Source organism: Arthrobacter sp. BG3, assembly GCF_056680185.1.
The window spans coordinates 1,779,762-1,805,731 of sequence record NZ_CM155270.1 but is presented as its reverse complement, the minus strand read 5'-3'; the positions used below and the strand labels follow the sequence as shown (position 1 = coordinate 1,805,731).

The window sequence follows — 25,970 nt, the reverse complement described above, 5'->3', positions numbered from 1 at the left end:
GTTGTAGTTAAGCGACCTTGTCGGGATCGACGTTGGTTGCGGCTCCGGCAGGGGTGGCCCCGCCTTCATCGGACCAGTCCTGGCCGTGCTGGTCGTTCAGCGCAGGGTCGGACTCGACGTCGGAAGCGGCGGCCGCAGCGGAGGTCCCGAGGTTCACGGTCTCCGGGTGGGTGCTGTGTGCCGGGATGCCTGCGCCCGAAGCAGCAGCAGCGCTGCCGCCGGCCGGCAGGCGATCGCTTGTTGATCCCTTGGGGGAGTTGTCGCCGCGGACGGCTGAACCGATGACCGTGCCGGCCCGCCGGGCTGCCTCGCCAAGCTGCTCCGTCACCTCGGGTGCCTTCTCCTTCACCGCATCAGTGGCCGCGGCCACCCTGTCCTGGACCGGCTGGCTTTCCCAAAGTGCGGCAGCGCGCGCCTTGAGCTTTTCGTAGGCTGCCCGCCCCGACCGGGACCCAAGAATGTAGCCTGCGGCGATTCCGGCGCCGAAAAGAAGTTTGCCTTTCATGCTGTACCCCTGCTCTTTGGTGGTGCTCAAAATGTGGTTTCAATAAACGTGTAGGTGTTGGTGCAAAAAACCGGCCCCGGGAAAAATCCCGGGACCGGTTTTTGGGTCGCGCCAGCTTTAGCGGGCCGAACGCTTGGAGATCATGCCGTAAACCAGCAGGACGATGATCGCACCGCCGATGGCCAGCAGCCAGGTCGAAAGCGAGAAGAACTCGTTGATGCCGGTGCCGAACAGCATTCCGCCAATCCAGCCACCGAGGATGGCGCCAACGACGCCGAGGATCAGCGTGATGATGATGCCACCACCCTGACGGCCCGGGAGGATTGCTTTAGCGATTGCACCGGCGATAAGGCCCAGAATCAGAAATGCGAAAAAACCCATTTTTATCGTTCCTTCTTCATTGAGGAGGCACCCGGATTGCCGGGTGCGCTACATCCTTCTGCCTCAATAGTAATCATGCTTAGTATAAAAGTGCCAGTCAGGAGCAGGACGCGGTCCACGGGGCGCGCCTTTTCGCGGCCCGGCCCCGCGGTGGGTGGACCGGGGCTGAACGGGCCCGGGCTGCCTGGCGCCGTAGCTCAGCGTTCCAAGCGGAACCCAATCTTGATGGTCACTTGCCAATCGGCGATCTCGCCGTTTTCAAGGTGCCCGCGGACTTCCTTTACTTCGAACCAGTCGAGGTGCCGCAGGGTCTTGGCCGCCTCTGCGATGCCGTTGCGGACGGCGGCATCAATGCCTTCGCTCGACGTTCCGACAATTTCAGAAATGCTGTAAGTGTGATTAGGCAACTTCGCTCCTCGTGATCGCCATCGATACCCGGCAGTGGGCCGTTCCTGCAGATTAGCGGACAGATCGCAGCGGGACTAGGGGCGGGAGGCTGGGCCTCAGGACCCGTAGACGGGGCCCGGCTCGGGACGCTTGGGCGCCAGCGGCGGGGCATCCGAGCGTTTCCGGACCCGGCTGACCATCCAGGGAAGCAGGTAGTTGGTGAACCAGGCGATGTCTCCGGCCTTGCTTTCCCGCCAGCTTCCGGCGGGCATGGGCTTGGGCTCCAGCGGGCTCAGCGTGTGCGGGACGCTGAGGGATTCCAGCACCATGGCCGCGATGGTGTGGTGCCCCATCGGCGAGAAGTGCAGGCGGTCCGGATCCCACATTCGCGGGTCCGAGAGTTGCCGCAAGGCCCAGAGGTCAGCGATCACGCCGTGATGGCGCATGGCGATGGTCCTGATGTTCTCGTTGAAGACGGCGACCCTTCCCCGGTTGTGGCCCAGCAGCGGCGTGTCGCCCCAGTCGGGGCCGGTGAACAACACCACAGTGGCGCCGGTGGCGCTGAGCATGCCCACGGCGGCGTCGAGACTGGCGGCCAGGCGGTCGGGGTCCCTCCGGTGGAAGACAAGGTCGTTCCCGCCGGCTGACAGCGTGACCAGGTCCGGCTGCAGCGCGATCGCGGGCCCGAGTTGCCGGTTGAGGATCTCCTGCAGGACGAGGCCGCTGACGGCGAGGTTGGCGTAGCGGAAATCCGACCTCCCGCCGCTGAGCTCCTCGGCGATGCGGTCCGCCCAGCCCCGCATGCCGCCCGGACTCAGCGGTTCCGGGTCCCCGAGGCCCGCCGTAAACGAGTCCCCCATGGCGACATACCGGCTCCACGGGCCCGCTCTCCGCGGCCCGGAATTCTGGCCCAACTCCCGGCCCGGCTGCGGGACGGGGACCCGCCCCGTGGCGGGGTTACCGGTGCCGGGCTGCCCGGCGCCAGGATCCAAGAAACCGGCGGCGTTCACATCCCCAGAATTACGCCGAATATTCATGTTCCGCTAGGTACTTAGGTCCCTAGCCGGGCGGTGCCTGCGCGCCGGCACGGGGCTGCGCGGCCCGGCGGAGGTGCGGTCGGCCGGACGCCGCCGGGTGGTTTCTGATACGTAGGGGGGTATATCATGGAAATCAAACCCTGTGAAACACGGAGGAACAAATGGAACTCGATCCGGCCGACATGAAGCCCGTCATCAACCGGCTTCGCCGCGCCCAGGGGCAGCTTGCCGCCGTCACCCGGATGATCGAAGAGGGCCGCGACTGCAAGAGCGTCGTCACCCAGCTGGCAGCCGTTTCCAGTGCGCTGGACAAGGCGGGATTCTCGATCATCGCCACCGGCCTGCAGCAGTGCATGCAGCAGGAGGACCCCAGCCTGGACCGGGCCGAACTCGAGAAGCTTTTCCTCTCGCTGGCCTGAGCCCCGCTTGACCCGGGCCGCTCCGGCCGTCAGGCCGGGCGGTCCGCCAGCACGTAGGCCTTGAGGTCATCCAGGGTCTGCTGCATGTGCGCATCCATGGCGTCCCGCGCCCGGTGCGGATCCCGCGTGGACAGCGCATCCGCGATCTTCTGGTGGTGGCCGATCGCATGCGCCTGGATCTCGCGCACTTCCGAGGTCTGGGTCCGCCGCCGTTCCAGCACGCGGTGCAGCGGCGCGAACAGCACGGCAACAAAGACATTCTCCGCGGCGCGCAGAATGAGGTCGTGGAACGCAAGGTCCGCTGCCACGAACGCCGCAACATCGTGTTTTTCATGCGCCGTGCGCATCGCTTCCAGCTCCCCGTAAAGGGTCTTGAGCTCGGAGTCGCTGATCCGCGCGGCCGCCAGCTCGCAGGCGCCCGACTCCAGCATCCGGCGCAGCTCGATCAGCTGGACGGCGGCGGCGGCATCGTTCTTTCCTTCCGAGGCTGCCCGGAGTACGGCCTCCAGCGACGCCCACCGGCTCAGCGGGTTCACAAAGGTGCCGCGGCCGCGCTCCACGCTGAGGATCTGCTGGGCCTCGAGGGTCTTCATCGCCTCGCGGACCGTCATGCGGCTGACCTCGTGGCGGGCGCTCAGCTCAAGCTCGCCGGGGACCGCTGACCCGGGCGGGAATTCGCCGGCAATGATGCGGTCCAGCAGTTCGTCGGCCACGACGCCGACCAACGATTTCCTAGCCAATTGTCCCCATTCGCCGTCGCCGAGTTGCGTGATTGACAAGTCTACTTGCGCGTCTTTGTGCCTTGTGCCACACTAGCATTCAAATGTTAGATGTCAGACATCTTACAAATCACTGACGTAGCAGAGTTCCCACAATGGAGTGCAAGTGCCTTTTGAATCAGAGCTTTTTGAAGCAGATGTGCTGGCCGCCTTCCCGGCGGAGATCCGGATTCCCGCGCGGGCCGTCGCCGCGGCCCTCGATGCCGCCGCTGAGTCGTCCCCCCGGATTCTGGTGGTGCTCGACGACGATCCGACAGGTACGCAGTCCGTCGCGGACCTGCCGGTCCTCACCCGCTGGGACGTCTCCGACTTCACCTGGGCCTTTACCCACCGCATCAACGGCCGCCGCCCGGACGCCGTGTACGTCCTCACCAACACGCGCAGCCTTGACCCCGCCGAGGCTGCCGCCCGCAACGAAGAGGTAGTCCGGAACGCCCTCGCGGCCGCCGCCCTGGAAAGTAACGGCGCCGGTTCCGATGCTGCCGGTTCCAGCAGTGCCGGTACCAGGCTGCGCCTGGGGTTCGTCAGCCGCAGCGACTCCACCCTCCGCGGCCACTACCCGCTGGAACCGGACACGATCGCGGCGACCGTCGCCGCTGTCAGCGGCGAGGTGACGGACGGCGTCGTGATCGTCCCCGCGTTCCCCGACGCCGGACGCGTCACGATCGGCGGCGTGCACTTCATGCGCGGCACCGGCGAGGACGCCGGCAAGCTCACCCCGGTGGCCGAGACCGAATTCGCCAGGGACGCGAGCTTCGGCTTCGCCAATTCCGAACTGGCCAAGTACGTCGAAGAGAAGTCCCAGGGCCGCTTTGCGGCGGAATCCGTGATCGTGCTGACCCTGGACGTCATCCGCGCCGCGGGCCCGGACGGTGACCCCCAGGTCTCGGCCAAGGCCATCGCGGACGCCATCGATCCCGCCACCGGCTCCACCCCGGTCGTGGCCGACATCGTTACTGAAAACGACCTCCGGGCCCTGGCTCTGGGCCTGCAGGAAGCGGAACGGCGCGGCAAGAAGCTGCTCTACCGGGTGGGTCCGCCGTTTGTCCGAGGCTGCATCGGCCAGGAAATCCGCGCCGAGCTCAGCGGCGAGGAAGCCTACGCGGGCAACACGCCGTCCGACGCCGGCGGCCTGATCGTGGTCGGCTCGCACGTCGGTGTCACCACACGCCAGCTCAAGGCCCTCGTCGAACAGCACAGTTCCGCGCGCATCGTGGAGATCGACGTCGAAAAGCTGCTCGGCGGCAGTGCTGGAAGCTACCTGGACGATCTCGTCCGGAACGTCGTCGAGTCCCTGCACAGCGCCGACGTTATCCTCCACACGAGCCGGCTGCTCATCAAGACCGACGACGCCGCCGAGAGCCTCCGGATCGCCCGCACCGTGTCCGCCGCCGTCGTCGCCGTGGTGAACCGGACCCTGAAAACCTTCCCGCCGCGCTTTGTGATCGCGAAGGGAGGCATCACGTCCTCGGACGTCGCCGCCCACGGCCTGGAAATCCGCCATGCCATTGTCCGGGGCCCCATGCTGCCGGGCATCGTCAGCCTGTGGGAGCCGGTGGACGGCCCCGCCAAAGGCATTCCGTTCATCGTCTTCGCCGGCAACGTCGGTGACGACCAGTCCTTGGCCCAGGTCACCCGCAAGCTCAGCAACACCTTCTAATCCCCACCCCAAGACCCTCATTTCAATGGAGAAAACCATGAACTACAAAGTCACCGTCCTCGGCCTGGGCGCCATGGGACTGCCCATGGCCACCAGGCTGGCCACCCAGCTGACCGTCCACGGCTTCGACATCGCCGAACCGCGCCTGCGGCTCGCCGAGCAGGCCGGCGTCCGCACTTTTGCGTCCGCCCGCAAAGCGGCCGAGGGCGCCGACGCCCTGCTGCTCGCCGTGCGCAACGGTGAACAGCTGGATGACGTCCTCTTCGGCGAGAACGGTGTCGCCTCGGTGCTGTTGCCGGGCGCCGTCGTGATTCTGGGCAGCACCGTCGGCACCGACGCCATACCCGCCACCGTCGCCCGGCTCGCGGCGTTCGGCGTCTCCCTCGTGGACGCGCCGCTCTCCGGCGGACCCAAGCGCGCCGGGGAGGGCGATCTGCTGATCGTCGTCGGCGCCGAACCGCAGGCCCTCGAAGCGGCCCGCCCGGTCCTGGAGCTGCTCGCCTCCACCCTCACCGTGGTGGGGGACAAGCCCGGCGACGGGCAGGCCCTCAAGACCGTCAACCAGCTGCTCTGCGGGATCCACATCGCTGCCGCGGCCGAGGCAATGGCCCTTGCGGACGCCCTCGGCCTGGACCAGGCCAAGACGCTCGCAGCCCTGGAGGCCGGCGCCGCCGGGTCCTTCATGCTGTCCAACCGTGGACCCCGCATCCTCGAGGCCTACACGGAAAACGGAGCGGAAGTCCTCAGCCGCCTGGACATCTTTGTCAAGGACATGGGCATCGTCGGGAAGGCCACCCGCGCCGCCGGCCTGGCCGCCCCGGTGGCCGCCGCCGCCGAACAGCTGTACCTCCTCGGCCAGGCCCAGGGCCTCGCCGCCGCCGACGATTCCGCCGTCATTAGGGTCCTCGCGCCCACGAAGCGCACCGCCTAGATTCCCCTCAGCAAGTCCAGACCCCGTAAGCCCGACGACGGCGGATCCCCCCTCCGCCGTCGTCGTCGAAACACCCGCTCACTGGCTACAGTGACGTCAAAGGAGACACCCGCATGAATGCCCTGCTCAATTCCCTGGTGGTGCGCGCGGCCGACGCGCCTGTCATCAAGCCGGCCGTGGAGCTGGGAACTCCGCTGCTGCTGACCATCGCTGTGGCCGGCGTCGCCCTGCTGCTGCTCATGATCATCCGCTACAAGATCCAGGCCTTCGTGGCCCTGCTGACCGTCAGCGTCCTGGTGGCCGTGGCCGCGCAGATCCCGCTCAAAGACGTCTTCACCGTGGTGGCCAACGGGGTGGGAAGCACCATGGGCAAGGTGGCCCTGCTGATCGCCCTCGGCGCGATCCTGGGGCGGATGATCGAGGTCTCCGGCGGCGTGCAGTCCCTCGCCGACCACTTCACGGCCAAACTCGGTGCCAGGCGGGTGGCCGTAGCCCTCACCGCCGTCGGCTTCCTCGTCGCGATTCCGGTCTTCTTCGAAGTCGGCATCATCGTCCTGGTGCCGATCGTCTACGCCTTCGCCAAGATCGCCAACGTCCATCCGGTGAAGTTTGGCCTGCCCATGGCCGGCATCATGCTCGCCATCCACGTGGCCGTACCGCCGCACCCGGGGATTGTTGCCGGTGCCGGCGTGCTCGGCGCCGATATCGGGCTCATCGCCCTGATCTCGCTGGTGATCTGTGTGCCGCTGGGCTTCCTGTCCTACTGGGTCGCAGCCATCATGAACCGCAAGGAATACGCACTCCTGCCCGCCGTCAAAAAGCAGGTTGACGAGTTCGGCTCCGCCTCCCTGGTCCGTGTTGGCCACGACGGCCCGGGCAGCAAAGCCATCGCCCCGCCCCGCCCGGGACTGATCATCTTCCTTATCGCCACCCCGATCGCGCTGATCCTCCTCGGCACCGTGGGCACCCTCGTGATCGACAAGAACAGCTTCTGGTACGGCGTCGCTGCCTTCGCAGGCAATCCCGTGTTCGCCCTCCTCGTGGCCGTTGCGCTCTGCTTCTTCCTCCTGGCCGTCCGCCGCCAGTGGTCCCTGACGGAAACCGGCGAAATCTTCGAAGGCGCCCTGCCCCCGATCGCCTCCATCCTGATGGTGGTTGCCGCCGGCGGCGTCTTTGGCAGCGTGCTGCAGGTGAGCGGAATCGGCAAGGCGCTCTCCGAATCCCTCGACACGCTCGGCGTGCCGTTGCTGTTGCTTGGCTTCATCATCTCGCTGGCCCTCCGCGCCGCCCAGGGTTCGGCCACGGTCGCGATCGTCACCACGGCAGGCCTGCTCTCCTCCGCCGTTGCCGGCGGCGGCTACACCCCGGCGCAGATTGCCGTGATTGTCATCGCCATCGGCTTCGGCGCCCTCGGCCTCTCCCACGTGACCGACGCCGGCTTCTGGGTGGTCGTGCGGTACTACGGCCTGAGCGTCGCCGACGGCCTCAGGACCTGGACCGTACTCACCACCGTGCTGGGACTGGCGGGCTTCGCCCTGACGTTCCTGGCCTGGATGCTGGTGGGAGGCCTGAGCGCCTGATGCGTGCCCGTCTCGACACCCTGGTCAGTGCCGCTCTGCAACAGGGATCAGCCGTTCCGGCGTTCACCTGCTACGACTTCACCACGGCGCTCGCCGTGGTGGGGGCCGCCGAAGCGGCCGGACGCGGAACCATCCTGCTAGTCTCGCCCAGCACCGCGGCCACGACCAGCGGTCTCCGGCTGATCGCGGCGCTGCGCGGACTCGCCGACGGCGCCAGCGTTCCGGTTGCTGTGCAGCTGGACCATGCCTCGGACCTCGGTGTGATTGCCGGTGCCGTCGCCGCGGGGGCCGATTCCGTCCTGGTGGACGGATCATCGCTGCCCTATGAGGACAATATCGCGCTGGTCCTGGCGGCGCGGGCCTTGCTCGACGCCGCCGGAACGGACACGGTGATCGAGGCGGAACTTGGCGGTCTGGCCGGCGACGAGGACAGGGCCTTCGGATCCGACGCCGAAGGCAGCGCCCCGGCGGCCGGCACGGCCGGGCTCACCGACTCCGCCCAGGTGGAGGACTTCGTGGCCCGGACGGGCGCCCGGCTGCTCGCCGTCGCGGTGGGCAACGTCCACGGCAAGTACCGGGGCGAGCCGGAGCTGCGGTGGGACGTGCTGCAGGACATTGCCGTCCGGACCCGCCTGCCCCTGGTGCTCCACGGCGCCTCCGGAATCCCCGCCTCCGAGCTCGTCAAGGCCGCCGCCATGAACGTGGGCAAGGTCAACTTCAACACCGAGCTGCGCACCGGCGTGCTTGAAACCCTCGACGCACGCACGGCGGCGCACCGGAGGGATGGCGAGAACCTTCAGGGGCTGCTGGCCGAATGGGACGCCTCGGCCGGTGCCTTCGCGGCCACGGCGCTGGCGACGCTCTCCCGCTGACCCGCTGACCAGGTGACCAGGTGACCGGCTGACGGGCCGGGAACCGGGGGAGGCCAGGATCAGGCCATGATCCTGGCCTCCCTCGTTTTCGTGCTGCTTGCTGCCCTGTTGCACGTCTACATCTTCACGATGGAGTCCATAACCTGGACACAGCCGGCGACGTGGAAGCGGTTCAGCAGCACCTCGCAGGAGGACGCGGACACCGCGCGGCCGCCACCCAGGGCGCCACGCCGCTACTCGCCGTCGTCCTCGCGGTGCTGGGGCTGCCGACCGCCTGAGCCGGCACGCCTGGGCCTGGCCGCCGAACGTATTGGCCGGCAGCGGAGGCCCGGACCGACGGCACTGGCCGCCCGCCCGGATAAGGCCGACAATGGGGGGGCAAACACAGCAGCGTTGGCGCTCAACAGCCCAGGAGGGTGCGTTGGCCGGTTCCATAGGGGGCTTCATGGTTCCACCGCGGCGTGCAGGGGCCGGCCAAGTCCTGCAGCCGGAACGCGACCAGGTGATCGATCTCGCCCGGTTCTTCTGCCTTGCGCTCGTGGTGGTGGCGCACACCATGATGGTGAGCCCCGTGCTGCACCCTGACGGCACCGTGACCTCCTACAACACCCTCGGCAACGAGCACTGGTTCGAACCCGTGGTCTGGGTGCTTCAGGTCATGCCCCTCTTCTTTGTCGCCGGCGGCATCACCGGTGTGCAGTCCTGGCGCCGACTCCGTGCCCGGGGTGGCAACACCTTCGACTTCATGCAGGCGCGGATGCTGCGGCTCATCCGCCCGGCGGCTGTGCTGCTCGCCCTCATGTTTGCCGGGCTCTGGGTGGCGCAGCTTGCAGGCGTCGCCCCGCAGGTCGTCGAGCTGATCGTTGCCGGAGCAGGCATGCCGCTGTGGTTCCTCGCCGCATACCTTGCGGCGCAGCTGAACCTTCCGCTGCTGGCGAGGCTGCACGCCCGGGCGCCCTGGCTGACCCTGGCAGTTCTCACCTCGCTGGTGGTAGCGGTCGACTGCCTGCGCGGCACCCTGCCGGCTCTGGCCAACCTCAACATGGTTTTCCTGTGGTGTGCCGTGCAGCAACTCGGATTCTTCCTCGCCGACGGCGGACCGATGGCCCCCGGCCGCCCCGCGCTGGCGGGCATCATCCTCGGCAGCAACCTGGTCCTCGGGCTGCTCGTGTGGCTGGGACTGTACTCCGGGAACATGCTGGTGAACCTCAACCCGCCCAACCTGACCCTGTTGCTGCTGGGATTCTCACAGGCCGCCACGCTGCAGCTCTTCCGGCCCGGGCTGGCGAGGCTCGGGTCCCTGGCGCGGGTGCGGCGGTTCATCGCAGTGGCCGGACAACGGTCGATGACCGTCTACCTCTGGCATCTGCCCCTCCTCGCGGCGATGTCCGGTCTGCTGCTGCTGACCGACTTTCCCCAGCCGCCCGGGGGGACGGCCGCCTGGTGGTGGGGGCGTCCGCTGGTGCTGCTGGCCTTGATCGGCTTCCTGCTGCCGGTCCTGGCGCTCTTCGGCCGGCTCGAGGAACGCCCGACGTCGCCGGCAACCGCACCGTCCCGCCCGGCGGCCGCCGTGGTGCTGGCCGCGGTGGTCGTCTATGTCCCGGTGGCCGACGCAGCGCTCAACGGACTCACGCTGGGACTGCTTGGCGGGGGAGCGGCGTGTTTCGTGCTCGCTGTGCTGCTGCTGGGCCGGATCCCGGTCCGGCTTGTGGCCGGTTCGGGTCCCGGCGGATCGGGCCCGCCATTGCCACGTCCGCCTTTAAGTGCCAATGTCGAACCATGACGGAGAACTCGGCAGCCACTGAAGACACGTTCAGCCCGGACGTAACCACCACCCGGAATGATGAGCTGCACCGCTATGAGCTCCACGTTGGCGGCAAGCTGGCCGTCCAGATCCGCTTCATCGACGAACCCGGCCATGTGGACTTCATCCACACGGATACGGCGGAGCAGTTCCAGGGCCAGGGGCTCGGCAAGGTGCTGGCCCATTTCGCGCTGGACGACGTCGTGGCGTCCGGCAAGCGGATCATCCCGAACTGCCCCTTCATGTACCGGTACCTGCGCAAGCATGACTCCTATACCCAGTACATCGACTGGCCGGAGCAGCCCCCGGCCGGAGCCTGACTCCCGGCCGGCTGCCACCGGCACCCCAGGGACCGGCGGCGCCCGCTTGTGAGCGGCGCAACAACCTCGTAAAGTTCTGAACAGAGTTATGCAGCTGGCTCTTGGATGTGTCCCTTTGGAGAACCCCGTGAACCATAAACTGCGTGTGCTTGTCCGTGTGGATGTCGATCCCGGACATGTGACCCTCGAGGTCACCGGCTGCCTTACCCAATCAGACTTCCCCGCGCTGGTGCACATTATGCGGCGCGCGGGCCGGCTCGGTGCCGGCACGGACGTCTTCATCGACCTGCACGGGTCGTCCCACCTTGACCCGGAGATCCTCCTGCAGCTGAGGTCCATCGCCGACGCCAGCGCTGCAGCCGCCGCTCCCGGCGTCGACTCCCCTGCCAGGGAGCCGTTCCGCGTCACGCTGGCAGAGCCCGCGGAGCTGCCGATCTGCCTGCTGCACGTCGGATCCGACGGCCTGGTCCTTGCTGGCCTCGAGGGGGAGACCGCGGGTCTTCCCCCTGGGGGGCCGCTGCGTCCGGGATTGTGCGAGGTCGGCACCCCGATCGCTGCCGAGCTCAACACCTTCAACGGCCAGGAGCTGTCCGAATACTTCGAAGAAACCCTCGACCCGGCCGCAGCGGTCCGTGCGTTGTCCGATGCCGCCCTGGGACAGCTGTCCGACGCCCTGTACCGCCACCTCGATACCAAAAGCCCGGCTTTCGGCGCGCACACCTGGTACGAGCTGGCGACCGAAGAGCTGCAGAACCGGAACCTCAGCGCCGCGGCCGCCCCCGCAGGGGGTGAACTGGCCGCCGGGCAGGCTCCAGGACCTGGCCGGGTTAGGCTATCGCCATGACTGCACCTGTTGCGACACCGGCCCCCACGACCGCCCTGATCACTGGAGGGACCGCCGGGATCGGGGCGGAATTCGCCCGCCAGCTCGCCGAACAGGGGCACAGCCTGGTGCTGGTCGCCCGCGACGCCGCCCGGCTCAAGGCCACTGCCGGGGAGCTGGAGAAACGGTATGGCGTCGGCGTCGAGGTGCTCGCCGCCGATCTTGCGGACGACGCCGGAGTGGCAGCCGTCGTCGCCCGGCTCACGGACCCGGCGCGTCCGGTGGAAATCCTGGTCAACAACGCCGGGATGGGCCTGCTGCACTCCTTCGAGGAAAACGATATTGCGGCGGAAACCAGGCATCTCAAGCTACATGTCGAGACGGCCATGCAACTGACCCACGCCGCCCTGCAGGGCATGCTCGGCCGGCACTCCGGCAGGATCATCAATGTCGCCAGCGTGGCCGCGTTCCTTCCCCGCGGAAGCTACTCGGCCGCGAAAGCGTGGCTTCTCAGCTTTTCCCGCTGGGCCAACCTCGCCTACGCCAAACAGGGGGTGAAGGTGACGGCCGTCTGCCCCGGTTTCACCCACACCGAGTTCCACGACCGGATGGGCATGGACAAAACGGTGACGCCGCGCTGGATGTGGCTGCAGGCGGACCGCGTCGTGCGTGAAGGCCTCACCGACAATGAAAAGGGGAAGGCCGTCTCCATCCCGACGAAGCGCTACAAGGTGCTGACCACGGCCGCCCGCGTCCTGCCGGACCGGCTCGTGGCCGGGCCGCCGCGCCGGGCCAAATAACCCTCAGGCCAAATAACCCGTCAGTGCGGGCGGGCTTGTGGCCGGCGTCGGCGGATCAGGACCACGACAAGGATGCCCAGCCCGGCTCCCACGATGGTCTCGACGGCGCGCTCGGTCACCAGCAGCTGCGGGTCGGCAGGGGCGGCGAGCTGCGTCATCAGCAGGATCACGGGAGTGAAGGACACCATGGCCAGGCCGTAGTGCCTGGTCATGAACAGCTCCGTCGTGAACTGCAGGACAATAACCAGAAGTGCCAGGGCGGCTGCCTCGTGGCCGGGAAACAGCCGGAGAGGCGAGAAAGCCCAGGGAAACAGCACCCCGGCAACCACCACAAGGCCCACCAGGGTGCCAACAATCCGGTGCAGGCCGCGGTGCACGCTGCTGGGCATGTCCGCCCCCGCCAGGGGCACCGCGGCGGCTGCCATGGCCCAGTGCGGGTGCCCGCTTCCGCTGAGCACCCCCAGGGAGCCCGCCGCCCCGACGGCGGTGAGGTACCGGGCGGCATGGATCCAGGCGGCCCGGCGCCGGGCCCCGCGCAGCGGCGGGATGTCCCGTCCCGCGCCGCGTTCCCAGGCCCGGCCCCGCACCCAGCCGCCAAAGCCCACCACCATGGAAAAGGCGGCGGACAGCGCGCCGATCAGGACTGCCGTGTGCCAGTGCACACTGGTGGGGACGGAGGCGCACGCGCCCAGGGCCAGGATGCCGAAGAACGGGCCGGCGGGCTTCAGCGCCACCTTGTCCGCGAACAGTGACCCCGCTGCCGCGAGGAGCGTTTCGGTGACGACGAGCACCCAGGAATGAAGCTGGTTCACCGAAAGGAAGACGCCGACGGCCAGCCCGCCCACCAGCAGGAGGGCAGCCTGGCCCTGGTGCCGGAGCCGCAACTGATGCGGCTCGTTCCGGCCGTACATGCCGGTCAGTGCGCCGAACACCGCATAGATCATCAATTCCGGGCGGCCCGCGGCGAGAAGCACGAGGGACGGGACGGCCACGCTCACGGCCACGCGCACCGCCGAGACATGGTCCTTGTTGGCCGGCGCCAGGCGGTGCAGGCTGCGAAGCTGCGCGCTGAGGGACTGCACGGGCGCCTCCTAATTTCGGGTTGGCCGGTCTTGCCGGGAGGGTTGGCCGCCCGGCCTGCTGCCGGACGCGCCTAAGGCCTGCCTTGCGTGCTTCCCCCAATGGGCAATCACGCAAGGCAGGCCTCAATGGGCGGGACTTTGCTACAGAATCCGGGTTAGCCGGCCGGGCTCAGGATGAACACGGCCGGGCTGCCAGAGGGCAAGCTTAGGCTCCGGCTGGAACCTTGTCGGTGTCTCGGAGCGCCGTCGAATCAGCACCTGCCGTGGCGGAGGCATAGGGCATGTCCATTTCCACCAGGTCGATCAGCGGGTTCTCGTCCTGGTTGGCAACAAGCTCCTTGGCTTCCGCCTGGGTGTCCACGCTGGGCATGGAACCCGGCAGGGGGCGCTGGGCCGATTCCTTGAGGAAGTAGATCGCCACGGCACCGATCGCCGAGGTGGCCATCAGGTAGTACGCCGGCATCATGTCATCGCCGGTCGCGCCGATGAGGGCCGCGACGATGAACGGCGTGGTGCCGCCGAAGATTGCCACGGAGAAGTTGTACGCGATGCCCATGGCGCCGTAACGGCTCGCCGTCGGGAACTGCGCCGGCAGCGCCGAGGCCAGGTTGGCCACGTAGAACGTGACCGGGAAGGCGATCATGCCGAGACCCAGAAGGGTGGACCAGATTTCGCCGACGCCGATCAGCATAAACGCCGGTGCGGCCAGGACCACGGTGCTGAGTGCGCCGATCCACAGCACGGGACGGCGGCCGATCCGGTCGGACAGCTTTCCGGTCAGCGGAATGCAGAGGCTCATGATGACCAGCACCGGGATCGTCAGCAGGGTGCCGTGCACGGGGTCGTAGCCCTTGGACTCGGTGAGGTAGGTCGGCATGTAGGACGTCAGGGCGTAACCGGCCGTGTTCGCGGCTGCCACCAGGATCATGGCAACGATGAGTGAACGCCAGTAGGCCTTCACGATGCCGATGGGGCTCTTGGACGCGCTGGAGTCTGTGGACGCGGCGTCCTTGGAGAGGTTCTCCTGGGCATCAAGGGTGGCCTGGAACTGCGGGGATTCCTCGATCTTGCTTCGGAAGTAGACCGCGATCAGGCCCAGCGGGCCGGCAAGCAGGAACGGGATCCTCCAGCCCCACTCCTCCATGGCGCCCTGACCCAGGGTCAGCTGGAGTACGGAGACGAGGGCGGCACCGAGGGCGAAGCCGAGATAGCTGCCCATGTCCAGGAAGCTGGCGAAGAACCCGCGGCGCTTGTCCGGGGAGTATTCGCTCACGAAGGTCGTGGCGCCGGCGTATTCGCCGCCGGTGGAGAAACCCTGAACCACCTTGAGCAGCACCAGCAGGGCAGCAGCCCACATGCCGATCTGCGCATAGCCGGGCAGGAGGCCGATCGCGAACGTGCTCGCGGCCATCAGCATCAGGGTGGTGGCCAGAACCTTCTGGCGGCCGACCTTGTCGCCGAACCAGCCGAAGATGACTCCGCCGAGGGGACGTGCAATAAAGGTGGCGGCGAAAGTTCCCAGCAGGAACAGGGTCTGAACGGACTTGTCCGCCTCGGGCAGGAACACAGGTCCCATGGTGGTGATTAGATAGCCGAACACGCCGACGTCGTACCACTCCATGGTGTTACCCACGATGGTGCCGCCGAGTGCTTTCTTGAGCATCGGCTTGTCGACGACGTTGACGTCGGACTCTTTGAGTCGACGGCGCGTCCGTAGCTTTGGTTTTCTCACACCCGTGGGTGCAATTTGGTTGGTTCCGCTGGCGTTCATAACGCCTGCTGAAGAGTCGGTCGTGCTTCGGTCTTTGGGCATTTGGGCCGCTCCTATGGAGGTCATTTGCTTGCGACTTGTAGCTGCCCCGCTCTGGGCAGACCTCCAATTTTACGCGATTTCTATGGTGTTTCGGAGTTTGGTGCCGTATGATCCGGTGATTCGGCCCCGATCGGGCCGGATTGGCGGCTTTCTTTTCCGCTGTTTCACCGCGCCAACGTTGGGAAACCCCGCGTCCGCCGGAGCCTGCGCAAACTTTTTCCCGCAAACCCGGCCGGCAGCCGTTTTTTCGGCCGGAATCAGCCTTTTGGGGCGGCGCCGTTCACCCGCAATGAGGCCCCGCGGGACCGCGCAGAAGGGGGTACCCAAGGGATCCGGAAAGCGCTTAGGGTTGAATCCAGCGGAGTGCTGATCACAAGCCACACGAGGAGAACAGCCCATGACCGGCAAAGAGAGCAAGAAGAGCAGCGGCAGCGGAGCCGAGGCGGACGACAAGTCCCGGGCCAAGCAGGAGGAAGGGAAAGGCATTAAGTCCCGCCTCACCGACGCCCAGAAGGAGATGCTCGCCAGCAAGTCGCGGGGCGGGGCCGCCTCGCAGAGCGTCGGCCACAGCCACAAGCCCACGCACGTCAGCGGCAAGCAGGGCCCGGCCGAGAAGAAAGTCCGCTGGTAGCCCTACAGACATCGCAAGCCGGCCGACCTACGATGGGTGAACACTTCATTTCACAGCGGTAATTGCACAGGGAAAGGAAGAGCAATGGCAGATCATCACTCAGGAGAAGAGATCGAGCCCGAGGTGGCCAGCCACTTGGCTGAGTCCATGGATGAGGCTCCCGGTCCCGAGCCGGTGCATCACCTCCCGCCCCCCGCATCCGAGGGGCATTCCTGGCCGGATGGCAGCGGCAAACACCGCCACCCGAAGGACCGCGATGAGGTCCGCGGACTGCAGAGCCAGCAGGTTGTGGAGGCCGCGGAGCACCGGACCAGCCGCCCGGATATCCCGCACCGCGACAAATGAGAGTGCGGCCGGGCCGGCGCTGAGTCCGGCCCGGCCCTATTCGAGCACCACGTCTTCAGGCTTTTTGTCCAGCCTCCAGCCGCGCCAGACCGGGTGCCGGAGCTTGCCGCTGCCCGTCCATTCCCCGTAGGTGACCTCCCCGACCAGCCTGGCGCTCACCCAGTGGGCGTCCGAGGCATCGGCAGCGGGCACCTCCTCGAACGGCGAGGTCTTCCGCGGGAGGGCATCGAGTTTCTCGCGGAGTTCCTGGAGCTCGCGGGTGCTGAAGCCGCTGCCGACGCGCCCGACGTAACGCAGCTTGGAACCGTCCGGGATCCCCAGCAGGAGCGAGCCCACGGACTGCCCGCGCTCGCCCTTGCCCGGCCGCCAGCCGCCGACCACCACCTCCTGGGTGCGTTCGAACTTCAGCTTGAGCCAGGACCTGCTGCGCTGCCCGACGTACCGGCCGCCCGTGCGCTTGGCCATCACGCCCTCCAGCCCCAGCTCCTCCGCGCTTTCCAGGATGTGCCGGACATCGCCCTCGATCAGCGGGGAAAGCTCCGCCGGGCAGCCGGAGGGAGTGAAGAACGCTTCCAGCCTGGCCCGGCGTTTGCGCAGCGGCAGGCGGCGCAGGTCCTGGCCATTCTCGGACAGGAGGTCGAACAGCATCAGCCGGACGGGCGTCGTGGACTGTGCCTTCGCGACGTCCAGGGCCCGGGTGAGCTTCATCCGCCCCTGCAGCAGCCCAAAGTCGGGCCGTCCCGAGACGCCGACGGCGATGACCTCGCCGTCGGCGATGAAATCCTGCTCCGGCCAGCAGGAGCGGTCCGTCAGTTCCGGGTACGTCGCGGACATGTCGTTGCCGTTCCGGCTGACCAGGCGGATCTTCTCCGCGTCCCCGACGACGAGGGCCCGCACGCCGTCCCACTTGAGCTCAAACTGCCAGTCCTTGCCCGGCAGCTCCGCAGCGGTTCCGGCGCTGGCCAGCATCGGCCTGAAGTCCGCCGGTTCGGGTACGGCGCTCTCCGGCTCCGGCGTTGGCGCCTCCGCCGGGGCCGGCCGCTTCCTCCCGTCGTGCGGGTCCATCAGGTGGATGAGCCACTGGTCGTCGCCCCGGCCCGTGTGGATCAGCGCGAACCTGCGGACGCCGCCCAGGCCGCCGTCGTCCTGGCCGGTGAGGGTGGCAATGACCTCCTTGCCCGCGATCCACTTTTCGCACTCATAGGAGCCGTGGTCCCAGATGCTGACGGTCCCGGCGCCGTACTCGCCCTTGGGAATGGTGCCTTCGAAGGCCGCATAGTCCATCGGGTGGTCCTCGGTCTGGACCGCCAGGTGGTTCCTCGTTTTGCTGGTGGGCACCCCCTTGGGCAGCGCCCAGGACACCAGCACGCCGTCGCGCTCCAGCCGGAAGTCATAGTGCAGCCGGCTGGCGTGGTGTTCCTGGATGACGAACTTCTCCCGGAGCGTGCCGCTTTCTGTCGCCGCTGCCGTCCCCGCGCGGTGGCGTTCCGCGGTGAACGGTTCCGGGGTCGAGGCCGCGTCCCGCTTGGCGCGGTACTCTTCCAGCCGCGGGTCGGTGTCGCCGCCGTCGGCGTTCATTTCTCCGGCGTGCGCTGCTCCGGCGGCCGCGCCGCCCGGCGGGCCGTCCGGCTGGGCTGGCGGGCGCCTGCCGCCGGAGATGGCGGCGAAAGGATCCTTGCCGGACCTCACCCGTTTCAGGACCTCCAGGTAGTCCAGCTGGTGCAGGGACGGTGAGTTGAGTTCGCGCCAGGTCCGGGGTGCCGCCACCATTGGCCGGAGCCGCCCGCGCAGGGAATAGGGGACGATGGTGGTCTTCGCGGCACTGTTCTGGCTCCAGTCCACCAGGACCTTTCCGCTGCGCAGCGCCTTCTTCATGTCGCTCACGGCCAGCTCCGGGTGGTCGGCTTCCAGCGAGCGTGCCAGTTCATGGGCGAATTCAGAGATCTGCTCCGAGCTCTGCGTCCCGTCGAGGGCAGCGTACAGATGGATGCCCTTGCTGCCGCTGGTCACGGGCACCGGGTCCAGCCCCACGTCCTGCAGGATGGTGCGGGCGAGCTTCGCCACCTCCACGCAGTCGGCCAGCCCGGCCCCCTCGCCGGGATCCAGGTCCAGCACCAGCCGGTCCGGAGGCAACTGGTTGCCGTGGGAATCAACGCGCCACTGCGGCACATGGATCTCCAGGGCCGCGATCTGCGCGAGCCAGGCGAGGGTGGCCGGATCGTTGACCAGCGGGTACTGGATGGTCCGCTCCTTGTGCGTGATGGAGGCCCGCGGCACCCAGCCCGGCGTCGAATGGTCCAGGTTCTTCTGGAAGAACATTTCGCCGGGGGCATCGGCCGTCCCGACCCCGTGCACCCAGCGTTTCCGGGTGGCCGGGCGGTTCGCTGCGGCCGGGATCAGCACGGGCGCCACTGCGGCGTAGTAGGCCAGCACGTCGGCCTTGGTGGTTCCGGTCTCCGGATACATGACCTTGTCCAGATTGGTGACCACCAGTTCGCGGCCGCCGACCCGGACGCGCTCCCTGCTCCTGGCCGGTGTCCTTTCAGCCAAGGGGCTTCACCTCCGCCCAACTGTGCTGTTCACTTGATCCATGAGAGCCATCTGGAAAGGCGCAATAGCGTTCGGGCTGGTCAACGTGCCCGTCAAGGTCTACAGCGCGACCGAAGACCACGACATCAGCCTGCACCAGGTCCACAACGCCGACGGCGGCCGGATCCGCTACCAGCGCCGCTGCGAGGTCTGCAGCGAGATCGTGGACTATGAGGACATCGACAAGGCCTACGAGGACGACGGCCGCACGGTGGTCCTCAGCCGCGAGGAGCTCAAGTCCATCCCGGCTGAGAACAGCCACGAGATCGACGTGGTGCAGTTTGTGCCGGCCGACCAGCTGGACCCGATGATGTTCGAAAAGAGCTATTACCTGGAGCCGGACTCCAAATCGCCCAAGGCCTATGTCCTGCTGCGCCGGGCGCTGGAGGACACCGACCGGGTGGCCGTAGTCCAGTTCGCGCTGCGGGACAAAACCCGGCTGGGTGCCCTGCGGATCCGCGGCGACGTGCTGGTGCTGCAGGCTCTGCTCTGGGCCGACGAGGTGCGGGAGGCCAGCTTTCCCGCGCTCGAAACCCCCGTCCGCATCTCCGCCCAGGAGCGCGAGATGTCCGCTGCGCTGGTTGATTCGATGGCAGCGGACTTCGAACCGGACCAGTTCACCGACGACTACCAGCTGCAGCTGCGCCAGCTCATCGAGGCGAAGCTGGAGAAGGGTGAATCGCTGGACACCGAGGAAACCTTTGGCGTTCCGGCCGCCGAGGCCGGCAGCGGCGAGGTGATCGACCTGATGGAGGCCCTGAAACGGAGCCTGGAGAAGAAGCGCGGGGCAGGGGCCTCGTCCGCGGGCGACACGTCCGCCGCCAAGCCCGCTGCTAAGCCAGCCGCGGCCAAGGCGGCCCCGAAGGCGGCTTCCCGGACTGCTGCCAAGGCCGCGCCCAAGACTGCTGCCAAGGCCGCGCCCAAGACCAGCGCCCCGAAGACCACTGTGAAGACCGCCCCGACGACAGCTGCCGCGAAGGCCCCGGTCCGGCGCGCGCGGAAGGAGGCCTGAGCAGTCGGTTCTCCGGCCGGCGGCCACCGGGATCAGGAATTCCTGAGGGCGGAAATGAGCTCGCTTTTCTTCTTCCCCGAGCAGCCCCGCAGGCCGATCTCCCTGGCGCGTTCCCTGAGCTGGGGGACGGTCCAGTCCTCGTAGTCGCCGGCCTTTCCGCCCTTGCGGCCAACGGCCGACCGGCCTCTCTTTGCGGCCGCGTTGGAGATGCGGGCGGCTTTCTGCTTCGACGCACCGTCGTCCAGTAGCTCTTCGTAGAGTTCAGGGTCCTTGATGCTGGGGCTTTCGGAACCGCGCCGGGAATTCTTCTTGGTGGGCATGGCTACCTCGGACGCTCGGTGTTGGCGGGCCCGGCTGTGTCGTCCACTTCGCCCCGGTCGACTGAGGACCGCCATTCGCCGGTTTCGATCCCGCGGGATTCGATGAACTGCTTGAAGCGGCCGAGGTCCGCGGTGACCTGACGGCTGTCCGCACCCACGGCCGAGCCAGCCTTTTCCACGACCCCCTCGGGCTCCCACTCCAGATCCACGCTGACCCGGGCCCGTTCGGTGCCGAGGGGTTCGAACGTCACGGTGCCCGCGTTGCGGGGCTTGTCCGTGCTGACCCAGGCGATCGTCCGGTCCGGGGTCTGCTCGGTGATCTGGGCGAGGTATTCGCGCCGGACGCCGGCGATGTCCGTGCGGAACTGGAGGGAGGTCTCGTCGATCTGCTCCACGGCCTCGACCCCCTTCATGAACTCCGGGAACGTCTCAAACTGCGTCCACTGGTTGTACGCGGTGGACACCGGGACGTCGACTTCGATGCTTTCCTGCACGCTTGCCACGGGGCTTGCTCCTTCTGCCGGGAATCCGTCCTGCGGCAACCGCCGTTGGCGGTGCCGCGTTTTCCAAACTAGCGGCGACGCCGGGCCATGACAAGCATTTACTAAGGATGCTTAGCGGCGGGTCGGTACGGCATCGTTGCCCGCCGGATCACCCGCCGCGACAGCAGCAGTGCCCCCACGCTGCACTCGGCGGGCACGCCATCCCGTCAGCTCGATGACTGCCAGCGCGAGAACGGTGAGCACGGCGCAGGCAGCGAAAACGCCGTGATATACCCAGCGCCGTCACGGCCGCGAAACCGATGATCGGCCCGGATGCGATGGCCCCGAGCCGCCGACGTCGGACACGAGCACCGGCCGGGCCGCAGGCAGTCCCCGGTGCGGTCGGCGTAGGCCGGCACCAGCAGCGAGGCGACGAAGCCGCTGGCGTTGTACACGGCAAGCACCCAGACCACGCCGGCAGGGGTGGCGTTGAACAGCGCGACCAGCAGAAGTGCCAGGGCGGGGTGTCTGAGGCGGCGCCGCCTGCACTTAACGCGAAAGCCCGGCCGCACCCTTTCCAGGGTGCGGCCGGGCCTCGTCGTCCCGGCGGCAGGGCCGCCGGGAGGTGATGCTACTCGGCGTCGTGGTCCGTTTCGAGGATCTGGACCAGGCGTTCGAGGGCGGCGTCGGCGCCGTCGCCCTCGGCGCGCAGGACCACAACTTCGCCGTGGGACGCGCCCAGGCTCATGAGGGACAGGATGCTGGCGGCATCCATGGCCTCGTCGACGGGTTCGCCCAGCCGGGCAATGGTGATTTCGAGATCGAACTCGCCTGCAGCCTCGGCAAAGATGGCGGCCGGGCGGGCGTGCAGCCCGACGCGGCTGGCAATGGTGGCGTTACGTTCGGTCATTGTTGCTCCTTGGTTTCAGCGTGCGGAATATCAGCTAGGAAAGGTCTTCCTGGACGGCTCAGGCGGCTACGGGAACCGCCTCCACCGTATCAACCGGCTTCTTGACTGCCCAGCGCTTGAGCCCGATGACGGCGAAGGCAGAGATGACGGTGCCCACTGCGATGGCGACGACGAACATCAGGAAGTTGTCGATCGCGAAGAAGACGAAGATTCCGCCGTGCGGGGCCTTCGATCCCACCCCAGCTGCCATCGAGATGGCACCCGTCACGGCCCCGCCGAGCATGCACGCGGGGATGACGCGCAGCGGGTCGGCCGCGGCGAAGGGGATGGCGCCTTCGGAGATGAAGGAGGCACCCAGCAGCCAGGCGGCCTTGCCGTTTTCCTGCTCCGCCAGGCTGAAGAGCCGCTTGTTGAGAACAGTGGAGGCGAGGGCCATGGCCAGCGGCGGGACCATGCCGGCGGCCATGACGGCCGCCATGATCTGCCACGGTGCCTGGTTCGTGACGGAGGCTGCGCCGAGGCCGGCGACGGCGAAGGCGTAGGCGACCTTGTTGACCGGGCCGCCGAGGTCGAAGCACATCATCAGGCCGAGGATGACGCCGAGGGCGATGGCGCTGGCGCCGGTGAGGCTGGACAGCCAGCTGTTGAGGCCCACGGTGATGGCGGCGATCGGGCCGCCCAGGACCACGAACATCAGGCCGGAGGCCACCAGGGATGCCACGAGCGGAATAATGACCACCGGCATCAGGCCGCGCAGCCAACGGGGAACGCTGAGCCGGCCGATCGAATGTGCCACATAGCCGGCCAGCAGGCCGCCCACGATGCCGCCCAGGAAGCCGGCGCCCATGAACCCGGCAACCGCGCCGGCAACGAAGCCCGGGGCGATGCCCGGCCGGTCGGCGATGGCGAAAGCGATGTAGCCGGCCAGCGCCGGGACCAGGAAGCCCAGGGACAGCGCCCCGATCTTGAAGAGCACTGCGCCGAAGTAGGCGCCCAGCGGGCCCCAGGCGAGCTCCGGGTATTCCGTCGGCAGGTTGAAGAGGCCGTTCGACGCCAGGATCTTGTCCGCGTAACCGGTGATGTCATAGCCGCCCAGCAGGAAGCCAAGGGCGATCAGCAGACCGCCGCCTGCCACGAACGGGATCATGTAGCTGACACCCGTGAGCAGGGCCTTCTTCAGCTTCGTGCCGAGGTGCTCGCCCTTTTCCTCGGCCTCCTGCTGCGCCTGTTCTTCACCGTAATGCGGGACCCGGCGGGCGTTGGGATTGTCCGCGGCGGCGAGGGCCTCCTGGACCATCTTGTCCGGCTCGTCAATGCCGCGCTTGACCGGGGCGTTGATGACGGGCATGCCGGCGAAGCGCTCCTTGCCGCGCACGTCCACGTCGACGGCGAAGATCACCGCGTCGGCGGCGGCGATCACGGCGGGATCAAGCGGCTTGGCGCCGGAGGACCCCTGCGTTTCCACCTGGAGGTCGATGCCGGCTTCCCTGGCGGCTGCCACGAGCGAATCGGCGGCCATATAGGTGTGGGCGATGCCGGTGGGGCAGGCGGTCACAGCGACGAGGCGCTTGGGGCGGGGCGCCCCGGCGGTCTCCGGTTTGGCGGCCGCGCCGGCCGCAGTTGAACCGGAGTCAGCAGCAGCGCCGGCGGCTTCCGGGGCAGCGGCGGAGTGGGCTGCGGGCTTGTCCGCGAGGGCGCCTTCGACGAGCTCGACGACCTCGGCCTCTGAGCGGGCGGCGCGCAGGGACGCGGTGAAGTCCTTCTTGATCAGCGACCGGGCGAGCCTGGAGAGCAGCTTGAGGTGCTCCTGGTCCGCGCCTTCGGGGGCCGCGATGAAGAAGATCAGGTCCGCAGGCCCGTCCTTGGCGCCAAAGTCGACCGGCTGGGAAAGCCTGGCCATCACGAGCGTCGGTTCCGTGACCGCCGTCGAGCGGCAGTGCGGAATGGCGATGCCGCCGGGCACACCCGTGGCAGTCTTCTGTTCCCGGGCGAAGGCGTCCGCGAAGAGGCCCTCGACTTCGGTGGCGCGTCCGTTGGCGGCAACTTTGCCTGCCAGGTGCCGGATCACGTCCTCGGGCGAGCTGCCCAGGTTCTGGTCGAGCTCGACCAGGTCGGTAGTAATGAGCTCAGTCACTGTCAATCCTTCCGGAGGGCCGTGATGGTTACGGCGTCGGGGGTGGTTTGGTGGACCGCCGGGACTGTGGAGCCCGGCAGCGAAGCGGCGGCGGCACCATGGGCCACAGCCTGTCGGAGGCAATCGGCCGGGGCGGCGCCCTGGCTGGAGGCGAGCAGGTAGCCGGCCAGCGAGGAATCGCCGGCGCCCACCGTGCTCACCGCAGTAACCGGCGGATGCGTGGCCAGCCACGCGCCGTCGGCCGTTACAAGCACCGCACCCCTGGAGCCGAGCGTTGCGAGCACGGCACCCACTCCGGACCGCACGACGGCGGCGGCGGCCACCGCGGCAGCCTCCGGATCCGCTTCGAGTTCCTCGGCGGATTTGTGCGTGGCGAACCCGGCTGCGGCAGCCAGTTCCACCAGTTCCTCGGCGTTGGGTTTGAGGAGGTCCGGTTTCCCCAGCGCGTCGCCGGAGATCGCGGCGGCGAGCGGTTCGCCGGAGGAATCGACGGCGATGAGGGGGACCTCGTTGCCGTGATCCATGGAGCGCAGCCGCCGGGTGACGGTGGCGTAGAAGTCGGCCGGGACCCCGGGTGGGAGCGAGCCGGCCAGGACAACCCAGCTGGCGCCGCGGGAGTGGTCCAGCAGCAGCCCGATCAGGGCTTCCTGCTGGTCCGCACTCAGCACCGGGCCGGGTTCGTTGATTTTGGTGGTGACGCCCCCGGGCTCGGTGAGCGCCACATTGCTGCGCAGCGGCGCGCCAATCGGGAGGGCGGCAAACGGGACGTCGCCTTCCCGGAGCCCGGCAAGGACCGGGTCCGCCTCGGCTCCGGGCAGGACGGCGACCGTTTTCAGGCCGGAGGCGACGAGGGCGCGGGAGACGTTGACTCCCTTGCCGCCGGATTCCTGCCGGACCGAGACGGCCCGCTGGACTTCGCCGCGGAGCAGCGGGCCGGGCAGCGCCACGGTGCGGTCCAGGCTTGGGTTGGCGGTCAGGGTGACAATCATGCGACCACCACCTCCACTCCGGCATCTGCGAGGGCGTCGGCCAGCTCCTGGCTGGGTTTCGTGTCAGTGATCAAGGTGTCCAGATCTTTCAACGAGGCGAACTGGACCAGTGTTTCGGTGTCCAGCTTGGAGGCATCAGCCAGCACCACAATGCGGCGCGCTGATTGGACGAAGGCAGCCTTGACAGCGCCTTCTTCAGGATCGGGTGTGCTCAGCCCGAAGGCTGCGTGGATGCCGTTGGTGCCGATGAAGGCGATGTCCGGGCGGATCCGGCGGGCGGCTTCCACGGTGGACTGGCCAACGGCGGCCTGCGTGATTCCGCGGACCTTCCCGCCCAGCAGGTGCAGGGCGATGCCGGGTTCGCCGGACAGTCTGGCCGCGACGGGCAGCGAGTGGGTGATGACCACGAGTTCCGCAGCCGGTCCTGAAATGGCCGCCGTTGCTGCCGTCCGGGCTGCGAGGAGCTCCGCGAGGTACTCGGTGGTGGAACCGGCGTCGATCAGGATGCTGCCGGTCCGGTCCTGCGGGATGAGCGCCAGGGCGGCTTCGGCGATCCGGGTTTTTTCCGGCTGGTGCTGGTCGGTCCGGACCAGGATGCTTTCCTCGTTGGTGCTGAAGCGGTCCGGGGACACGGCGCCGCCGTGGACCCGGCGCACACTGCCGGCGGCTTCGAGGGCTGCGAGGTCCCGGCGGACGGTCTCGGTGGTGATGCTGAAACGCTCGGCGAGGTCCGTGACGCTGGCCCGGCCGCTGGCGGTGATGAGCCCAACGATCAGCTGTTGGCGTTCTTCGGCGAACACTGGCTCTCCCTTGCGTCAGTACAGCGGGCCTTCCTGCCACTCCCGTGATTGCCATCACAGATGGTGGAGTTGATTGACTTTATCTTTGCATTTGTGGCTTTGTCAATGGAAAACAACATGAACGCAGAAAAGTCACATCCCCTCCCGGGGGACATGCCCAGTGTTCAGGGTGAGGAGTGGGCATATTGGGACTATGTCCAGCCGCGGCTCCGCGGGCTGGGCATGCGCGGGCGGGCGGCTGGTGAGCTGCTGGACATGTCCAGTCTTTGCGCCGGGGAGTGGGCATATTGGGATTATGCCCGGCCGCGGCTCCGCGGGCTGGGCATGCGCTCTCGGGGGGTTGCGGCCGGGGGAGCGTGCGCGTGCTGGGGGCCCCTAGGCCGGGGGGCATGTCCAGTGTCCGCGCCGGGGAGTGGGCATATTGGGACTATGTCCAGCCGCGGCTCCGTGGGCTGGGCATGCGCTCTCCGGGGTTGCGGCCGGGGGCCCGCGCGGAAGGCCGGGCTGCCCACATGGCAGACGCCGGGCCAGACCCTGGGTCCGGCCCGGCGTCCGGGTCGTTCGT

General features: G+C 67.9%; 26 protein-coding genes and 1 pseudogene. 13 read left to right on the top strand and 14 right to left on the bottom strand.

Annotated elements, in window-relative coordinates; all coding sequences use genetic code 11:
- Nucleotides 1-7: 7 nt before the first annotated feature.
- The 4 genes from AC1MFL_RS07985 to AC1MFL_RS07970 all read right to left on the bottom strand — a co-directional run bounded on the left by AC1MFL_RS07985 (nucleotide 8) and on the right by AC1MFL_RS07970 (nucleotide 2,133).
- Nucleotides 8-505, bottom strand: a complete 498-nt coding sequence (locus AC1MFL_RS07985; RefSeq protein WP_479814605.1) for a hypothetical protein — start codon at nucleotides 503-505, stop codon at nucleotides 8-10.
- Between the two features lie 117 nt (nucleotides 506-622).
- Entirely contained in the window at nucleotides 623-886 is a 264-nt protein-coding gene (locus AC1MFL_RS07980; protein WP_226759801.1) for a GlsB/YeaQ/YmgE family stress response membrane protein, read from the bottom strand.
- Nucleotides 887-1,083: 197 nt separating this feature from the next.
- Complete coding sequence (locus AC1MFL_RS07975; protein ID WP_479814603.1) at nucleotides 1,084-1,293, bottom strand: dodecin; 210 nt, start codon at nucleotides 1,291-1,293, stop codon at nucleotides 1,084-1,086.
- A gap of 96 nt (nucleotides 1,294-1,389) precedes the next feature.
- Nucleotides 1,390-2,133, bottom strand: a complete 744-nt coding sequence (locus AC1MFL_RS07970; RefSeq protein ID WP_479814601.1) for an SGNH/GDSL hydrolase family protein — start codon at nucleotides 2,131-2,133, stop codon at nucleotides 1,390-1,392.
- Nucleotides 2,134-2,471: 338 nt separating this feature from the next.
- On the opposite strand from AC1MFL_RS07970, the gene AC1MFL_RS07965 reads away from it, so the two are divergent.
- Nucleotides 2,472-2,729 (top strand): metal-sensitive transcriptional regulator, encoded by a 258-nt coding sequence (locus AC1MFL_RS07965; RefSeq protein ID WP_069950339.1) that lies wholly within the window; start codon nucleotides 2,472-2,474, stop codon nucleotides 2,727-2,729.
- Nucleotides 2,730-2,758: 29 nt separating this feature from the next.
- Here the strand turns inward: AC1MFL_RS07965 and AC1MFL_RS07960 are convergent, their stop codons facing one another.
- Nucleotides 2,759-3,469: a FadR/GntR family transcriptional regulator gene (locus AC1MFL_RS07960; protein ID WP_479815382.1), complete on the bottom strand. Its 711-nt coding sequence runs from the start codon at nucleotides 3,467-3,469 to the stop codon at nucleotides 2,759-2,761.
- A gap of 145 nt (nucleotides 3,470-3,614) precedes the next feature.
- Here AC1MFL_RS07960 and AC1MFL_RS07955 point away from each other — a divergent pair, with 145 nt between their 5' ends.
- The 9 genes and pseudogenes from AC1MFL_RS07955 to AC1MFL_RS07915 all read left to right on the top strand — a co-directional run bounded on the left by AC1MFL_RS07955 (nucleotide 3,615) and on the right by AC1MFL_RS07915 (nucleotide 12,298).
- Nucleotides 3,615-5,168 (top strand): four-carbon acid sugar kinase family protein, encoded by a 1,554-nt coding sequence (locus AC1MFL_RS07955; RefSeq protein WP_479814598.1) that lies wholly within the window; start codon nucleotides 3,615-3,617, stop codon nucleotides 5,166-5,168.
- Between the two features lie 25 nt (nucleotides 5,169-5,193).
- The gene (locus AC1MFL_RS07950) at nucleotides 5,194-6,099 is read left to right on the top strand and encodes an NAD(P)-dependent oxidoreductase (RefSeq protein WP_479814596.1); all 906 of its coding nucleotides are present in this window, start codon (nucleotides 5,194-5,196) and stop codon (nucleotides 6,097-6,099) included.
- A gap of 113 nt (nucleotides 6,100-6,212) precedes the next feature.
- A complete protein-coding gene (locus AC1MFL_RS07945) occupies nucleotides 6,213-7,679 on the top strand; it encodes a GntP family transporter (RefSeq protein WP_479814594.1) in 1,467 nt (488 codons plus the stop codon).
- Complete coding sequence (locus tag AC1MFL_RS07940) at nucleotides 7,679-8,551, top strand: class II fructose-bisphosphate aldolase (protein ID WP_479814592.1); 873 nt, start codon at nucleotides 7,679-7,681, stop codon at nucleotides 8,549-8,551. Before AC1MFL_RS07945 ends, AC1MFL_RS07940 begins: the two co-directional genes overlap by 1 nt.
- A gap of 66 nt (nucleotides 8,552-8,617) precedes the next feature.
- Nucleotides 8,618-8,764 (top strand): annotated as a pseudogene (locus AC1MFL_RS07935) (DUF1304 family protein); the annotation flags it as partial.
- A gap of 232 nt (nucleotides 8,765-8,996) precedes the next feature.
- Complete coding sequence (locus AC1MFL_RS07930) at nucleotides 8,997-10,334, top strand: acyltransferase family protein (protein WP_479814590.1); 1,338 nt, start codon at nucleotides 8,997-8,999, stop codon at nucleotides 10,332-10,334.
- On the top strand, nucleotides 10,331-10,675 hold the full coding sequence (locus AC1MFL_RS07925) for a GNAT family N-acetyltransferase (RefSeq protein ID WP_301225402.1): 345 nt from the start codon (nucleotides 10,331-10,333) through the stop codon (nucleotides 10,673-10,675). Before AC1MFL_RS07930 ends, AC1MFL_RS07925 begins: the two co-directional genes overlap by 4 nt.
- Nucleotides 10,676-10,802: 127 nt before the next feature.
- The gene (locus AC1MFL_RS07920) at nucleotides 10,803-11,519 is read left to right on the top strand and encodes a hypothetical protein (protein WP_479814588.1); all 717 of its coding nucleotides are present in this window, start codon (nucleotides 10,803-10,805) and stop codon (nucleotides 11,517-11,519) included.
- On the top strand, nucleotides 11,516-12,298 hold the full coding sequence (locus tag AC1MFL_RS07915) for an SDR family NAD(P)-dependent oxidoreductase (protein ID WP_479814586.1): 783 nt from the start codon (nucleotides 11,516-11,518) through the stop codon (nucleotides 12,296-12,298). The genes AC1MFL_RS07920 and AC1MFL_RS07915 overlap by 4 nt, the downstream gene beginning before the upstream one ends.
- Nucleotides 12,299-12,318: 20 nt before the next feature.
- On the opposite strand, the gene AC1MFL_RS07910 is transcribed toward AC1MFL_RS07915, so the two are convergent.
- Nucleotides 12,319-13,380 carry an FUSC family protein gene (locus AC1MFL_RS07910; protein ID WP_479814584.1) on the bottom strand — a complete coding sequence of 354 codons (1,062 nt, stop codon included), beginning with the start codon at nucleotides 13,378-13,380 and terminating at the stop codon, nucleotides 12,319-12,321.
- A gap of 205 nt (nucleotides 13,381-13,585) precedes the next feature.
- On the bottom strand, nucleotides 13,586-15,193 hold the full coding sequence (locus AC1MFL_RS07905) for an MFS transporter (protein ID WP_479814582.1): 1,608 nt from the start codon (nucleotides 15,191-15,193) through the stop codon (nucleotides 13,586-13,588).
- A gap of 397 nt (nucleotides 15,194-15,590) precedes the next feature.
- Between AC1MFL_RS07905 and AC1MFL_RS07900 the strand changes: the two genes are divergently transcribed.
- Both AC1MFL_RS07900 and AC1MFL_RS07895 read left to right on the top strand, forming a co-directional pair.
- On the top strand, nucleotides 15,591-15,824 hold the full coding sequence (locus tag AC1MFL_RS07900) for a hypothetical protein (RefSeq protein ID WP_479814580.1): 234 nt from the start codon (nucleotides 15,591-15,593) through the stop codon (nucleotides 15,822-15,824).
- Between the two features lie 84 nt (nucleotides 15,825-15,908).
- Nucleotides 15,909-16,169 (top strand): hypothetical protein, encoded by a 261-nt coding sequence (locus AC1MFL_RS07895; RefSeq protein WP_226759815.1) that lies wholly within the window; start codon nucleotides 15,909-15,911, stop codon nucleotides 16,167-16,169.
- A gap of 36 nt (nucleotides 16,170-16,205) precedes the next feature.
- On the opposite strand, the gene AC1MFL_RS07890 is transcribed toward AC1MFL_RS07895, so the two are convergent.
- Nucleotides 16,206-18,719, bottom strand: a complete 2,514-nt coding sequence (locus tag AC1MFL_RS07890; RefSeq protein ID WP_479814578.1) for an ATP-dependent DNA ligase — start codon at nucleotides 18,717-18,719, stop codon at nucleotides 16,206-16,208.
- 40 nt (nucleotides 18,720-18,759) lie between these two features.
- On the opposite strand from AC1MFL_RS07890, the gene ku reads away from it, so the two are divergent.
- On the top strand, nucleotides 18,760-19,770 hold the full coding sequence (ku, locus tag AC1MFL_RS07885; RefSeq protein WP_479814576.1) for a non-homologous end joining protein Ku: 1,011 nt from the start codon (nucleotides 18,760-18,762) through the stop codon (nucleotides 19,768-19,770).
- Nucleotides 19,771-19,802: 32 nt separating this feature from the next.
- Here the strand turns inward: ku and AC1MFL_RS07880 are convergent, their stop codons facing one another.
- The 6 genes from AC1MFL_RS07880 to AC1MFL_RS07855 all read right to left on the bottom strand — a co-directional run bounded on the left by AC1MFL_RS07880 (nucleotide 19,803) and on the right by AC1MFL_RS07855 (nucleotide 25,405).
- Complete coding sequence (locus AC1MFL_RS07880) at nucleotides 19,803-20,090, bottom strand: DUF7218 family protein (RefSeq protein ID WP_479814575.1); 288 nt, start codon at nucleotides 20,088-20,090, stop codon at nucleotides 19,803-19,805.
- A 2-nt stretch (nucleotides 20,091-20,092) separates the two neighbouring features.
- Nucleotides 20,093-20,593, bottom strand: a complete 501-nt coding sequence (locus AC1MFL_RS07875) for an SRPBCC family protein (protein WP_479814573.1) — start codon at nucleotides 20,591-20,593, stop codon at nucleotides 20,093-20,095.
- Nucleotides 20,594-21,203: 610 nt separating this feature from the next.
- Nucleotides 21,204-21,482 (bottom strand): HPr family phosphocarrier protein, encoded by a 279-nt coding sequence (locus tag AC1MFL_RS07870; protein WP_056428072.1) that lies wholly within the window; start codon nucleotides 21,480-21,482, stop codon nucleotides 21,204-21,206.
- A gap of 58 nt (nucleotides 21,483-21,540) precedes the next feature.
- Nucleotides 21,541-23,616 carry a PTS fructose transporter subunit IIABC gene (locus AC1MFL_RS07865; protein ID WP_479814571.1) on the bottom strand — a complete coding sequence of 692 codons (2,076 nt, stop codon included), beginning with the start codon at nucleotides 23,614-23,616 and terminating at the stop codon, nucleotides 21,541-21,543.
- Between the two features lie 2 nt (nucleotides 23,617-23,618).
- Nucleotides 23,619-24,605, bottom strand: coding sequence for a 1-phosphofructokinase family hexose kinase (locus AC1MFL_RS07860; protein WP_301225374.1), 987 nt, complete (start codon nucleotides 24,603-24,605; stop codon nucleotides 23,619-23,621).
- Nucleotides 24,602-25,405, bottom strand: a complete 804-nt coding sequence (locus tag AC1MFL_RS07855; RefSeq protein ID WP_479814570.1) for a DeoR/GlpR family DNA-binding transcription regulator — start codon at nucleotides 25,403-25,405, stop codon at nucleotides 24,602-24,604. The genes AC1MFL_RS07860 and AC1MFL_RS07855 overlap by 4 nt, the downstream gene beginning before the upstream one ends.
- Nucleotides 25,406-25,970: the final 565 nt, after the last annotated feature.

What these genes read in the sequence shown, in the direction of transcription:
- AC1MFL_RS07945 (WP_479814594.1), top strand. Translation starts at nt 6,213, where the DNA reads ATGAATGCCCTGCTCAATTCCCTGGTGGTGCGCGCGGCCGACGCGCCT.
- AC1MFL_RS07980 (WP_226759801.1), bottom strand. Translation starts at nt 886, where the DNA reads ATGGGTTTTTTCGCATTTCTGATTCTGGGCCTTATCGCCGGTGCAATC.
- AC1MFL_RS07900 (WP_479814580.1), top strand. Translation starts at nt 15,591, where the DNA reads ATGACCGGCAAAGAGAGCAAGAAGAGCAGCGGCAGCGGAGCCGAGGCG.
- AC1MFL_RS07930 (WP_479814590.1), top strand. Translation starts at nt 8,997, where the DNA reads ATGGTTCCACCGCGGCGTGCAGGGGCCGGCCAAGTCCTGCAGCCGGAA.
- AC1MFL_RS07965 (WP_069950339.1), top strand. Translation starts at nt 2,472, where the DNA reads ATGGAACTCGATCCGGCCGACATGAAGCCCGTCATCAACCGGCTTCGC.
- AC1MFL_RS07940 (WP_479814592.1), top strand. Translation starts at nt 7,679, where the DNA reads ATGCGTGCCCGTCTCGACACCCTGGTCAGTGCCGCTCTGCAACAGGGA.
- AC1MFL_RS07985 (WP_479814605.1), bottom strand. Translation starts at nt 505, where the DNA reads ATGAAAGGCAAACTTCTTTTCGGCGCCGGAATCGCCGCAGGCTACATT.
- AC1MFL_RS07860 (WP_301225374.1), bottom strand. Translation starts at nt 24,605, where the DNA reads ATGATTGTCACCCTGACCGCCAACCCAAGCCTGGACCGCACCGTGGCG.
- AC1MFL_RS07925 (WP_301225402.1), top strand. Translation starts at nt 10,331, where the DNA reads ATGACGGAGAACTCGGCAGCCACTGAAGACACGTTCAGCCCGGACGTA.
- AC1MFL_RS07895 (WP_226759815.1), top strand. Translation starts at nt 15,909, where the DNA reads ATGGCAGATCATCACTCAGGAGAAGAGATCGAGCCCGAGGTGGCCAGC.
- ku (WP_479814576.1), top strand. Translation starts at nt 18,760, where the DNA reads ATGAGAGCCATCTGGAAAGGCGCAATAGCGTTCGGGCTGGTCAACGTG.
- AC1MFL_RS07970 (WP_479814601.1), bottom strand. Translation starts at nt 2,133, where the DNA reads ATGGGGGACTCGTTTACGGCGGGCCTCGGGGACCCGGAACCGCTGAGT.
- AC1MFL_RS07880 (WP_479814575.1), bottom strand. Translation starts at nt 20,090, where the DNA reads ATGCCCACCAAGAAGAATTCCCGGCGCGGTTCCGAAAGCCCCAGCATC.
- AC1MFL_RS07905 (WP_479814582.1), bottom strand. Translation starts at nt 15,193, where the DNA reads ATGCCCAAAGACCGAAGCACGACCGACTCTTCAGCAGGCGTTATGAAC.
- AC1MFL_RS07915 (WP_479814586.1), top strand. Translation starts at nt 11,516, where the DNA reads ATGACTGCACCTGTTGCGACACCGGCCCCCACGACCGCCCTGATCACT.
- AC1MFL_RS07870 (WP_056428072.1), bottom strand. Translation starts at nt 21,482, where the DNA reads ATGACCGAACGTAACGCCACCATTGCCAGCCGCGTCGGGCTGCACGCC.
- AC1MFL_RS07950 (WP_479814596.1), top strand. Translation starts at nt 5,194, where the DNA reads ATGGAGAAAACCATGAACTACAAAGTCACCGTCCTCGGCCTGGGCGCC.